The organism is Chryseolinea soli (assembly GCF_003589925.1).
Classification (GTDB): Bacteria; Bacteroidota; Bacteroidia; order Cytophagales; family Cyclobacteriaceae; genus Chryseolinea; species Chryseolinea soli.
Map to the genome: position 1 here is coordinate 5662589 of NZ_CP032382.1, position 13701 is coordinate 5676289.

A 13701-nucleotide genomic window follows, 5' to 3' on the forward strand; every position below is an offset into this window, starting at 1 on the left:
TTTGAGGGGCTTCTTCCTATTTTTAGAAATAAACCTCCAGCTATGAAGACGAAAGCCGCGGTGAAAGAGAAGCGCCCTACTGCCAAGAAGAATGCATCCAACGTACGCGTAAAGAAAAATGGTTCCAACGGTCACGCCACGGAAACTGCGCATGGCGATGGTCACGCGATATCGTCTGACCTGTCAGGCTCAAAAGAACTTCTCAGAGTCTTAACCGAAGTAAAAAATGGCAACTTTTCCGTACGCATGCCCATCGACGAAGTCGGGCTGAACGGAAAGATATACGACACCCTCAACGAGATCATTTCGCTCAACGAAAAGATGATGCAAGAGTTCACCCGCGCCGGCAACACCATCGGCAAACAGGGTAAGCTCACCCAGCGTATCGAGATCCCCAGCACAAAAGGCGCCTGGAGCGAAGGCGTGAACTCGCTCAACGTTTTGATCTCCGACCTTGTTCACCCCACGATTGAAATTGCACACGTGATCAGCTCGGTGGCCAAAGGCAACCTCTCGCAGGAAATGCCCGAAGAGATCGGTGACCACCGGCTCGAAGGAGAGTTTCTTCGCATTGCCAAAGAAGTGAACTACATGGTGAAGCAGCTCAACCTGTTCTCCATGGAAGTAACCCGCGTAGCCCGCGAGGTAGGTTCGGAAGGAAAGTTGGGCGGCCAGGCCAAAGTGAAAGGGGTAGGGGGCGTGTGGAAAGATCTCACGGACTCCGTGAATCACATGGCCGGTAACCTCACCAACCAGGTGCGGAACATCGCGGAAGTGACGACGGCCATCGCCCGCGGAAACCTCTCCAAAAAGATCACGGTAGACGTGAAGGGAGAAATGCTCGAATTGAAAAACACCATCAACACGATGGTGGATCAGCTCAACTCCTTTAGCTCGGAAGTAACGCGTGTGGCCCTTGAAGTAGGAACGGAAGGAAGACTCGGCGGGCAGGCCACCGTAAAAGGCGTGGGGGGTGTGTGGAAAGATCTGACCGACTCCGTAAACCAAATGGCCGGCAACCTGACCGCCCAAGTGCGAAACATCGCCGGCGTGACCACCGCCGTAGCCACGGGCGACTTGTCAAAGAAAATCACCGTAGATGCCAAAGGCGAATTGTTGGAATTGAAGAACACCATTAACACGATGGTGGATCAATTGAACTCCTTCTCTTCAGAAGTAACGCGTGTAGCCCGGGAGGTGGGTTCCGAAGGTCAATTGGGCGGTCAGGCCGACGTGCCGGGCGTAGGGGGAACGTGGAAAGATTTGACCGACTCCGTAAATCAAATGGCCGGTAACCTCACCAACCAGGTGCGGAACATCGCCGGCGTGACGACGGCCGTGGCCAATGGTGACTTGTCAAAGAAAATTACGGTAGACGTGCGCGGAGAAATGTTGGAGTTGAAGAACACGATCAACACCATGGTGGATCAGCTCAACTCTTTCGGTTCAGAAGTAACGCGTGTGGCCCTTGAAGTGGGAACGGAAGGAAAACTGGGAGGCCAGGCCACGGTGAAAGGTGTAGGCGGTATTTGGAAGGACCTGACCGATTCGGTAAACCAAATGGCATCGAACCTGACCGGCCAGGTGCGGAACATCGCCGGTGTAACCACCGCTGTGGCGAACGGCGACTTGTCAAAGAAAATCACGGTGGACGTACGCGGGGAAATGTTGGAGTTGAAGAACACGATCAATACGATGGTGGATCAGCTCAACTCGTTCGGTTCTGAAGTAACGCGGGTAGCCCTCGAGGTAGGTACGGAAGGAAAACTCGGTGGCCAGGCCACGGTGAAAGGCGTCGGTGGTGTTTGGAAAGACCTGACCGACTCCGTGAACCAGATGGCGGGTAACCTCACGGCCCAGGTGCGGAACGTAGCCGGTGTGACCACTGCGGTGGCCAAAGGCGACTTGTCAAAGAAAATCACGGTAGATGCGAAGGGTGAATTGTTGGAATTGAAAAATACCATCAACACCATGGTGGATCAATTGAACTCCTTCTCCTCGGAAGTGACGCGGGTAGCGCGCGAGGTGGGTTCGGATGGTCAGTTAGGCGGGCAAGCCAACGTACCCGGTGTGGGCGGAACGTGGAAAGACTTGACCGACTCCGTGAACCAGATGGCGTCCAACCTCACCAACCAGGTGCGGAACATCGCGGAAGTGACCACCGCCGTGGCAAAGGGCGACTTGTCCAAGAAGATCGCCGTGGACGTGCGGGGGGAAATGCTCGAATTGAAAAACACCATCAACACGATGGTGGACCAGTTGAACTCCTTCGGTTCGGAAGTAACGCGCGTAGCCCGCGAGGTAGGTTCCGAAGGCCAATTGGGCGGGCAGGCCGACGTGCCGGGTGTAGGGGGAACGTGGAAAGACTTAACCGATTCGGTAAATAAAATGGCCGACAACCTGACAAACCAGGTGCGGAACATCGCCGAAGTAACCACGGCCGTGGCCAAGGGCGACTTGTCAAAGAAAATTACGGTGGATGTGAAAGGTGAAATGCTGGAGCTGAAGGACACGATCAACACGATGGTGGATCAGCTCAACTCCTTTGCATCGGAAGTAACACGCGTGGCACGCGAAGTAGGATCCGAAGGAAAACTCGGAGGACAAGCCACCGTAAAAGGCGTTGGTGGTGTGTGGAAAGGTTTGACCGACTCGGTGAACCAAATGGCGGGTAACCTCACGGCCCAGATCCGTAACATTGCCAACGTGGCCATCGCCGTGGCCAATGGCGACTTGTCCAAAAAGATCACGGTGGACGTGCGCGGAGAAATTTTGCAATTGAAAGATACGCTCAACACGATGGTGGATCAGCTCCGCGGTTTTGCTTCGGAAGTAACCCGCGTGGCGCGTGAAGTGGGTACCGACGGTAAGTTGGGAGGCCAGGCCTTTGTGCCTGGTGTAGCCGGTACGTGGAAAGATTTGACCGATTCGGTGAACCAGATGGCGGGTAACCTCACCGACCAGGTGCGGAACATTGCCGGTGTGACCACCGCGGTGGCCAACGGCGACTTGTCCAAAAAGATCACGGTGGACGTGCGCGGAGAAATGTTGGAATTGAAGAACACGATCAACACGATGGTGGAACAGCTCAACTCCTTCGCCTTTGAAGTAACGCGCGTGGCCCGTGAAGTGGGAACGGAAGGAAAGCTCGGCGGCCAGGCCGAAGTGCGGGGCGTAGCCGGTACGTGGAAAGACTTGACCGACTCGGTAAACCAAATGGCCTCCAACCTGACCGGCCAGGTGCGCGGTATTGCCAAGGTAGTGACGTCGGTGGCGAAAGGAAACCTGAAACAAAAGCTGTCCATCAACGCCCTCGGCGAGTTGGCGCAGTTAACGGATACCATCAACGAAATGATCGACACGCTCGCGGTGTTTGCCGAACAGGTAACGACCGTGGCGCGCGAAGTAGGGGTGGAAGGTCGCCTCGGCGGACAAGCCAGCGTTCCCGGAGCATCCGGAACCTGGAAAGACTTGACGGAAAACGTGAACCAGTTGGCCGCCAACCTCACCACGCAGGTGCGTTCTATCTCGGAAGTGGCGTCGGCCGTAACGAAAGGGGACTTGACGCGAACCATCCGGGTGGATGCCAAGGGCGAGTTGGAGGCCTTGAAGGATACGATCAACCAGATGATCACCAACCTCCGCGAAACGACCCTCCGGAACCAGGATCAGGACTGGCTGAAATCGAACCTGGCCAAGTTCACGCAAATGTTGCAAGGTCAGAAAGACCTGAAGACGGTGACACGCCGCATCCTCTCGGAATTGGCGCAGGTGGTGTCTACGCATTATGGTGCATTCTACATTTTGCAGCAGGACGAAGAAATGGCGCAGGTGAAACTGAAGTTGTTTGCTGCCTATGCCTACAAGGAAGAAAAAACCATTCCCCGCGAATTTGCGATCGGCGAAGGCTTGGTCGGTCAGTGTGCGCTGGAGAAGGAGAAGATCTTGCTCACCAATGTGCCCCAGGGCTATGTGAAGATCAACTCCGGGTTGGGACGGGCGAAACCTTCCAACCTCATCATTCTGCCCATCGTGTTCGAGAACAATGTGAAAGCGGTGATCGAATTGGCGTCCCTGGATGTCTTCAACGAGACCCACCTCGACTTCCTCGACCAGCTCACGGAAAGTTTGGGTATCGTGTTGAACACCATCGAGACCAACACCCGCACGGAAGAGCTCCTGGCCCAGTCGCAGTCGCTGGCCGGCGAATTGAAAACCCAACAGGAAGAATTGCGCAGAACAAACGACGAGTTGCAAGACAAGGCGTTCCTGCTGGTGAAACAAAAAGACGAAGTGGAAGCGAAGAACAAGGAAGTGGAAGAAGCCCGGAAGTCGCTGGAAGAAAAGGCGGAACAGCTTACGCTTACCTCCAAATACAAATCAGAATTCCTCGCGAACATGTCGCACGAATTGCGTACGCCGCTCAACAGCTTGCTCATCCTGGCCCAGCAACTCTACGAAAATGCCGAAGGCAATTTGAACGACAAACAGATCCGCTACGCCAAAACCATTCACTCGTGCGGCGACGACCTGATCCAACTCATCAACGACATCCTCGACCTTTCGAAGATCGAGTCCGGATTTATTTCGGCCAACATTTCGTCGGTACGGATTGGTGAGATCGCTTCGTTTGTGGAGACCACCTTCAAGCCCATCTCCGAAGCGCGCAACCTCAAGTTCAAGATCGAAACCGATTACACCCTGCCCGCCACGATGGACACCGATATCCAGCGGCTCAACCAGATCCTGAAAAACCTCTTGTCGAATGCGTTCAAATTCACCGAGAAAGGAGAGGTGGCCCTCAAGATATTCGAAGCCCAGCGGACCTGGAAACCTGGCGTGGCCACGCTCGACAACGCGTCCACGGTGGTGGCCTTCTCCATCAGCGATACCGGTATCGGCATCCCGCAGGAAAAACAACTCATCATCTTTGAAGCCTTCCAGCAAGCGGAAGGGTCGACGAGCCGGAAATATGGTGGAACGGGTTTGGGATTGTCCATCAGCCGCGGCCTCGCCGAATTGTTGGGGGGAACGATCGAGTTGGACAGCGAAGCCGGACGGGGAAGTACCTTCACGTTATACCTGCCGCTGAACAGCCTCGCCAGCAGTGCTCCCCGGCAAGTGTCGGAAAGCATCAAGGTGATCCAAGAGCTACAACTGGACAACGACGGCAACCAGATCAACAACCTGCTCGGCAACCTGCGCATCACCAGCGAAGGTGTGGAAGCCCGCAGCATGGACATCGTGAACGAAATGATCAACGACTCCGGCGACGACCGCAGCCACATCCAGGCCAATGACAAAGTGATCCTGGTGGTGGAAGACGACCTGCGCTTTGGAAAGATCATGATCGAAAAAGCCCACGAGAAAGGACTGAAGGCCGTGGTGGCCACCAACTACCTCGAAGTTTTCGACTTCATCAACCGTTTCTCGCCCATTGCCATCACGCTCGACGTGAAGCTGCCCGACACCAGCGGTTGGAAAGTGATCGACTTGCTGCGCAACGACCTCACCTATCGCCACATTCCCATCCACGTGATCTCCGGGGAAGAGAACCGGGTGCTCGCCCTCAAACGCGGTGCGCGCAGCTTCCTGCTGAAGCCGCTGGACAATGACGTGCTCAACAACCTCTTCAGCGATATCATCACCTACGACCGCAAGGAAAAGAAGAGCATCCTGATCGTGGAAGACAATGAACTGGATTCGTCTCAGATCGCCAAGATCCACCGCGACGACAAAGTGGACGTCACCATTGCCGGCACCGCCCGCGAAGCGCTCGAACTGGTGCAGGCCGAAACGTTCGATTGCATCATTTTGGACTACACCCTGCCCGACATGGACGGACCGGAACTGTTGCACGAGGTGAGCAAAGCCAAAGCAGACCTTACCCCCGTCATTGTGTACTCCGCGAAGGATTTTAACAAGACGGAAATGAGCAATGTGAATCTCAACTCCAGCTCACATATCGTGAAAGGCGTGAACTCCATCGAGTACCTGCTGGAAGAGACGATCTCGCACCTGCACATCAATCATAAAACACTGGCACCCGAAAAGCGGCGCATCATCGAGAACATTCGTAACAAGGAGGATATCCTCACCGGGAAAAATATCCTCGTGGTGGACGACGACGTGCGCAACCTCTTTGCCCTCACCACGGTATTCGAGCGCTTCAACATCAATGTGATCACTGCCGAATCCGGAAGGGAGGCCATCAACATCCTCACCGAGAACCCGAAGATCGAAATGGTGCTCATGGATATCATGATGCCCGAAATGGACGGCTACGAGACCACGCAAAAGATCCGGCGCGAGCACAAAAACAACACGCTCCCCATCATTGCCGTGACGGCCAAGGCCATGAAGGGCGATCGACAAAAGTGCATCGAAGCCGGGGCCTCGGACTACATCACGAAGCCGGTGAAGATCGACCAGTTGCTTTCGTTGATGCGGTTGTGGTTTTGTAAATAAGAAATCCGTATGCAACCGAAGATATTGCTCGTAGACGATCGCGAAGACAACCTGCTCTCCATAGAAACCATTTTGGCGCCCAGCGGCTATCAGTTTGTGAAAGCAAACTCGGGACGACAGGCGCTGAAGGTGCTGTTGAGCGAGTTTGATTTTGCCATGATCCTCATGGACGTGAAGATGCCCAACCTGAACGGTTTTGAAACGGCTGCGCTCATTTACGAACGCGAAAAGCTGAAACACATTCCCATCATCTTCATCACCGCCAACAACTACGGCGACGAGAACATGTTCAAGGGTTACCAGTCGGGGGCCATCGACTATATTTTCAAGCCCATCAATCCGGATGTGTTGCGCGCCAAAGTGGGTGTGCTCATCGACCTGTACCGGAAAAACCGATTGTTGTTCGAACAGGAACAGAAACTCATCACCATCAACCGTAACCTGGAGCGCGAGATCAACGAACGCAAGGTCTCCGAGGAAAAGGTGCGGCAGCTCAACCACAAGCTGCTGGAAAACATTGCCAACCTGGAATCCGCCAACAAGGACCTGGAGCGGTTTGCGTTCATGGCTTCCCACGACTTGCAGGAGCCCTTGCGCAAGATCAGGATGTTCAGCGACCGGTTGTTCAGCAAATACCGCGACGTGCTCCACGAAGATGCCAAGATGGTGACCCGCATTCAGCAGGCAGCCGAACGCATGCAGGCCCTCATCGTCGACATCCTGGCGTTCTCAAAGATCTCCATCGACAAGTCCGCCTTTGTCATCAGCGACCTGAACGTGGTGCTAAAAGACTTGCTGGCCGAAATGGAAGAAGAAGTGCACGAAACCAAGGCCCGGATCTCCATCGAGCCGCTGCCCCCGCTCATGGTGAGCCCGACCCTGATGCGGCCCTTGTTCCAAAACCTGATCAGCAATGCATTGAAGTATCGCAGGAAGGATACGGAAGCCACCATCCGGATCCGTTCGGAAGTGAGCGTGGGCGTGAACGACCGCGACAAGAATTTAGTGAACCGGTATTGCCGCATTTTTGTGGAGGACAATGGTATTGGCTTTGACCAAAAGTATGCGGAAGAGATCTTTGGCATGTTCAGGCGGCTGCACAACAACGGTGACTACGCCGGTACGGGCGTGGGTCTGGCCCTCTGCAAAAAGATAGCCGAACTGCACAACGGCTATATTTCCGCACGCAGCAAAGTAAACGAAGGCTCTACCTTTATCGTTTCCCTTCCCATCCGACCGGAGGAAGTCGATTGATCACCAACGTGTCGCCAATATTTTTTCCAACGACGCGCAGAGGTCTGCAAATTTTGTAGGCTTGATCATATGGTGAACCGCGCCGGCGGCCTTGATCTCGGCGATATCGGCCTCCCCGAAAAAGGTGGAGTACATGATGATGGGAATGCCGTCGAGGTGGGGTTGTTTTTTTATCTCTTGCAAAACCTGCTTGCCGTTCAGGCGTGGCATATTCAGATCGATGAATAATAGATCGGGTTGGGCGGTGATGTCGTTACCTAACAGGACAAGTGCTTCTTCGCCATTATTGGCACAAAGGCAATGGACCGAAGTGTCGACCTCCTCAATAGCGTCCCTAAAAATTTCCTGGTCTTCCTTGTCGTCATCGACCAGGAGAATAGTACGGTAAAGACTCATGAAGCAAATGAGTTGAATCCGGAAAACAAGACAGTGAACAAGCCGAAAAAAATTATAAGTCTAAAGATATGCAAGAATCAAATTACGCGCTGAAAAGGCCTTATAATTATTCTTTGAACGGCTTTCGAAAACCGGAACCAGGTTTAGGATGGACAATACCATTCCACCACCGGCGAATGCGAGGATGAATACGGGGAATGTCCGGCGGGTAACCGCTAGGAGAAATTGGGCATTTCGATAACGAAGGTTGTGCCTTTCCGGATCTGAGAGTTGATCACCACGGTACCTTTAAGCTTGTCGACCGCCTCCTGCACAATATACAACCCCAAGCCGGCGCCGTCATTGTTGTGCGTGGCCCGGAAGAACATATCGAATACTTTTGAAAGGTAGGCCGGATCAATACCGATGCCGTTGTCTTCGAATTCCATGTGTGCCTTGTCTTTGGTCACCGTGATGGCAATGCGCAAAAAGGGCTGCGGTTTCTGTTCGTCGTAGTATTTGATGGCGTTGGAAATGATGTTGTTGAAGATCACGGAAAGACGGTATTTATCCGAAAACAACGCGTAGTCTTCTTTCACGTCGATCTGTTTCGCAATGCGCTGGGAGCCGGGCATGTACTGCATGCGCTCCAGGTTGTCGGTCACCAATTTACGGATGTCAATTTTTTCGATGGTCAGGTCCTGGCGCGCATTGCGGGAGTAGTCCAGGATCTCTTTGAGGGTATCGTCCAGCTTGTTCATGCTGGTTTCCATCATGCTGAAATATTCGTTAAAAAAATTGCCGCGTTTTTCGTCTTCTATACGGGCCAAATTGATCAAACCCAACACGGAGCGCAATGGTGCCCGCAGGTTGTGCGATACGCTGTAGACAAAACTGTCCAGCTCCTTGTTGATCTTCATCAATTCCTCGTACTGGCGGCGCATGGCATCGTTGGCGAGCATTTTGGCCGCCTCCGCTTCACGTTGCCGCACGGCGTTTATGATGGCCGACGGGAGCCGGGTTAGGTTGGACTTCAACACGTAGTCGTCGGCGCCTTGCTTTAAGGTGTTCACGGCAAATTCTTCCGATACGGCGCCCGTTACTAAGATGAACGGAATTTTCAAACCTGATTCCAGGTAGATAGCCAGGGCTTCTTGCGAGTTGAATTGGGGCAGAGAGTGGTCGGAGAGAATGACGTCTATCGGTTCTGTCTGCAGCGCGGCTATGAATTCTTCCCGGTTGTCGACGCGCTTTGTCGAAAAATCAAGGTTGGCATCACTTAAAATGTATTCAATCAACTCGAGATCATCCTCCATGTCTTCGAGGACAAGGATTCTTAGATTCTTTTCCATAAGAAAGTTGTAGGCGGTAAAGCAGCAACAATTTCTGTTCCCAATTTATAACGGCCTTTTTTCTACTGGAAATTGTGGAATCCCCGGTACGGATGAGTAAGGCTTTCCACAGAATGCGTAAAAACGAGCTAAAGCGTGACGAAAAACGCCCCTTTTTTTTTCCAACTTTTCCAGGCGAAACAGATCTCATCGGGGCGTCGCAATGCCATTCTTTTGGACGGTTATTTCCGGGTAGCGGTGGCTTTCTTTATTCGTGGAAAAGAATTATAAAAAATGTATCCATTCGGGTGTATTTTCGTGTACTAAAGTGCATTATGGACGACTTACTCGCAGCGCGTTTACAAATGGCCTTGTCGCTCGGGTTCCATATTATTTATGCATGCATCGGCATGGTCATGCCCTTCTTCATGGCGGTGGCCCACTACAAATGGATCACTACCGGCAACGAGATCTACGAGAACATCACGAAAGCCTGGAGCAAAGGCGTCGCGATCTTTTTTGCCACCGGCGCCGTTTCGGGTACGATGCTATCGTTTGAACTGGGGTTGCTGTGGCCTGTATTCATGGAGCACGCCGGACCAATTTTTGGCATGCCCTTCTCGCTGGAAGGCACGGCCTTCTTCGTTGAAGCCATCTTCCTGGGATTTTTTCTGTATGGTTGGGGTCGATTCAACAAGTGGTTCCACTGGTTCACGGGCGTGGTTGTGGGCGTTAGCGGGTTAGCTTCCGGTATTCTCGTGGTATCGGCAAATGCCTGGATGAATAGTCCAACGGGGTTCGATTATGTCGATGGTCAATACCTCAACATCGATCCCATCAAAGCCATGTTCAACGACGCATGGTTCACCCAAGCCCTGCACATGACCTTGGCCGCCATAGCTGCTACCGGATTTGCTGTGGCGGGTGTACATGCCCTCATGATCCTGCGGCAACGCAACATTGCCTTTCACCTGCACGCATTTAAGATCGCCGCGACATTTGGCGGCATAGCAGCGTTGTTGCAGCCCCTCAGCGGCGACCTTTCTGCAAAAGATGTAGCCACCCGGCAACCCGCCAAGCTGGCGGCGATGGAGGCGCACTATCACACGCAGCGATCGGCACCGCTCATCATCGGAGGCATCCCCAATCCGAAAACAAAAACGGTCGACTTCGCCATCGAGCTGCCCGGCATGCTCAGCTTCATGACCTACGGCAGCTTCGACGCCGAAGTGGCCGGTCTCGACAAGATCCCCGAAGCCGATCAACCCCCGGTGCCCGTGGTACACTACGCTTTTCAGATCATGGTAGGCATCGGTGGTTTCATGGTGCTGCTCGCCCTCACGTTACTCATCGCATTCCGCAAGCGCGAATGGTTTCAAAAAAAGTGGTTTCTCACGCTTTTTGCCCTGGCCACCCCGTTGGGTTTTGTGGCCGTTGAAGCAGGATGGACCGTAACGGAAGTGGGCCGCCAACCCTGGATCCTTCAAGGGATCATGCGCACCAAAGACGCCGTCACCCCCATGCCTGGCATCGCATGGACCTTCTATTTGTTCACGGCCGTGTACATCTCGCTCAGTCTCGTCATTGTATTCCTGTTGAAACGCCAGATCCAGATGGTGCCGCGCTTGTATGATGTTCAACCTTCAACCAAGCCGGTATGAGCTACGTGGTGATAACGTTTCTTTGGCTCTCGATACTCCTGTATTTTGTATTGGGTGGCGCCGATTTTGGCGCCGGCATTATTGAATTGTTTACATCGCCCCAACATGTTGGCCGCACCCGGCGCACGTTGTATCACGCCATCGGGCCCATATGGGAGGCTAACCATATGTGGCTGATCATCGCCATCGTTATTTTATTCGTGGGATTTCCGGTAATCTATACCCAGTTGTCCATCTACCTGCACATCCCGATGTTGATCATGTTGCTGGGCATCACCGCGCGCGGAACGGCGTTTGTGTTCCGGCATTACGATGCCGTGCGCGACGAGATGCAGGAGCTGTATAACCGCGTTTTTGTGTGGTCGAGTTTTATCACGCCCCTTTTCCTGGGCATCATCGCCGGCAGCACAGTGTCCGGCCAAATCCAACCCGATGCCAAGGATTTTCTGACCGCATACGTCTATGGCTGGCTCAATTGGTTTTCCCTCTCCGTGGGCTTCTTCACGGTAGCCCTATGCGGCTTCCTCGCCGCTGTATACCTCATCGGCGAAGCAGAAGACGACCGCGACCGCAGGGAATTCATTCGCAAAGCACGAAATGCAAACCTCATCGCCATCGCCTGTGGTGTGCTGGTGTTTGTGGCCGCCGAGATCGACAACGTGCCCCTGATGAAATGGGTGTTCAAAGACGCGGTAGGGCTGCTGGCCGTATCGGCCGCCACGGTGTCGCTGATCGCTTTGTGGGCATTGATAAGACGAAAAAGAAGGCTTGCGCTGCGGCTGCTGGTATCGTTCCAGGTGACGATGATTTTGCTGGCGATCAGCTACGCGCATTTTCCGAACATCATTATCATGGCCAATGGTGAAAGCTTGTCTCTCTATGAATACGAGGCGCCGGAGAAAACCCAGGTCGCGTTGGGTTGGGCGTTGTTGGTGGGAAGTTTGTTTATTTTGCCGGCGTTGTTTTATCTGTACTACAGTTTCCAGATCAAAAGGATGCGGCATTTTGAGGAGTGAGGGGACTGAGATGGGTGAGTGTGTGGAGCGTTACTCCATGGTTATGTTGCTAAATTGAGTTGAAAGCTTTAACAACGGAGGCAGTCAGTAAAGCCTTATTCAAGTAACGTTTGCCCAGTTCCACGCCTGGTCATGGTAAACCTATTTTACGACGCCCCGGGTTCTCACAAGCCCGTAGGGCTTCCCCATCATAACCCCCAGTGAAACTGGGAGTAACCAACGCCTTCATTTCAACCCTGTAAGGGTTACCCACGGCGTGATACACGTTTAAAGCGCGAAACACCAAGAGGACGGAAGTCACTGAACATCGATCCCACGAAAAGGGAAGCCCCTCCGGGGTTGATTACGGTTTATTTGCTAGCCCCGGGTTTCACCCGGGGTTATGATGGGTATGCCCTACGGGCATTTCCTACCGTGAGTGACAAAGTAACTGTCCATTGGAATTTGCTTCCGATCCTGGCATGAGAAAAAGCCGCACTCTTGAAACAAGCTTTTTATATATCGATAGTTTTTGACTCGTATAGATTGCACTACTGCTCAGAGTGATTAAACCAATGGCAGCTCTCCAAATTGACATCCAGCATTGCCATCACTCGAGAATGGAATCCGGTATCTTCTTTCCATGTGAGCCATCCCAGTACAAAAACGATTCCCAACCTAAACAATGATCCCTTAAGGATTCATCGCCAGCAAAGCTTCTGCAGGGGCGCTGCGGCTTAGATCATAAATGTAGGCGGTTTGACCGACGTGCACTTCATATGTGTTATTTTCTATGGCGTGTATCAGATCCGTTGCCACGGCAGCCGGGGGAATTCCGCGTTCGCCGCCGATTTCCTGGGAGAAGTCTGTGTTTACGAGGGGGGGCATCAGTTCAAAGACTTTCACGGCCGAGTTCTTCGCCAACGCGATGCGCAGCGATTGGGTGTAGGAGTGGAGTGCGGCTTTGCTGGCGCCGTAGGTGGCGGTGCGATGGTTTGGGGTGAGCGCAACAATGGACGATACGTTCACCACCGCCGCTTCTTGTTGTTCTTTCAGCAGGGGCAACAGGGCTTCGTTCAGGCGAATGATGGAGAGATAGTTGGTCAGCATTTCATCGCCGGCTTTTTCAAAAGTCCCCTGTCCTTCGGCGAGGTCCGACAGGTAGGCCCGCCCGGCGTTGTTGACGACGATGTTGAGGGAGGGAAATTCGGCGTAGAGCTTTTTTACCAATTGTTCTACATCCTTGCCGTTCGATACGTCGGACACGATACCTTGGGCGCCGGGAATTTGTGCGAGCGCTTTCTTCAGGCGCGCTTCGTCCCTGCCGGTAACGATCACCTGGTTTCCTTTGGCGGCGAAATGTTTTGCGATCTCCAGTCCGATACCCGCGGTGCCACCGGTGATCAGGATGGTGTTCTTTGTTGTTTTCATGGTTTGGGTTGATTGATGATTCCTGTTTGTTTGATTATCGTGGTCTTTGTTTCCGCGAAAGCGGCCTTTTTTTTATAAAAAAATACCAAACGGTATATTTTCTATTACACGGCTTCCCCGAAATTAGTTTACGCCGGCACGATTTATTTTCTAACGCGAGGGTTTTATTTCGACCGGAGATGTTCA

At 53.1% G+C, this 13701-nt stretch carries 7 protein-coding genes; 4 read left to right on the top strand and 3 right to left on the bottom strand.

The genetic code is table 11. The annotated features are described in order from the left end of the window. Window positions 1-42 precede the first annotated feature (42 nt). A complete protein-coding gene (locus D4L85_RS23855; protein ID WP_119756671.1) occupies window positions 43-6468 on the top strand; it encodes a HAMP domain-containing protein in 6426 nt (2141 codons plus the stop codon). 9 nt (window positions 6469-6477) lie between these two features. After that, window positions 6478-7722, top strand: coding sequence for an ATP-binding protein (locus D4L85_RS23860; RefSeq protein ID WP_119756672.1), 1245 nt, complete (start codon window positions 6478-6480; stop codon window positions 7720-7722). On the opposite strand, the gene D4L85_RS23865 is transcribed toward D4L85_RS23860, so the two are convergent. Together D4L85_RS23865 and D4L85_RS23870 are read right to left on the bottom strand one after the other, a co-directional pair. Beyond that, entirely contained in the window at window positions 7723-8118 is a 396-nt protein-coding gene (locus tag D4L85_RS23865; protein ID WP_119756673.1) for a response regulator, read from the bottom strand. 215 nt (window positions 8119-8333) lie between these two features. Continuing rightward, complete coding sequence (locus D4L85_RS23870) at window positions 8334-9449, bottom strand: sensor histidine kinase (protein ID WP_119756674.1); 1116 nt, start codon at window positions 9447-9449, stop codon at window positions 8334-8336. A 314-nt stretch (window positions 9450-9763) separates the two neighbouring features. On the opposite strand from D4L85_RS23870, the gene D4L85_RS23875 reads away from it, so the two are divergent. After that, on the top strand, window positions 9764-11089 hold the full coding sequence (locus D4L85_RS23875; RefSeq protein ID WP_119756675.1) for a cytochrome ubiquinol oxidase subunit I: 1326 nt from the start codon (window positions 9764-9766) through the stop codon (window positions 11087-11089). Further along, window positions 11086-12105, top strand: a complete 1020-nt coding sequence (locus D4L85_RS23880) for a cytochrome d ubiquinol oxidase subunit II (RefSeq protein ID WP_119756676.1) — start codon at window positions 11086-11088, stop codon at window positions 12103-12105. Before D4L85_RS23875 ends, D4L85_RS23880 begins: the two co-directional genes overlap by 4 nt. A 672-nt stretch (window positions 12106-12777) precedes the next feature. Here the strand turns inward: D4L85_RS23880 and D4L85_RS23885 are convergent. Beyond that, window positions 12778-13515, bottom strand: coding sequence for an SDR family oxidoreductase (locus D4L85_RS23885; protein ID WP_119756677.1), 738 nt, complete (start codon window positions 13513-13515; stop codon window positions 12778-12780). Window positions 13516-13701 lie beyond the last annotated feature (186 nt).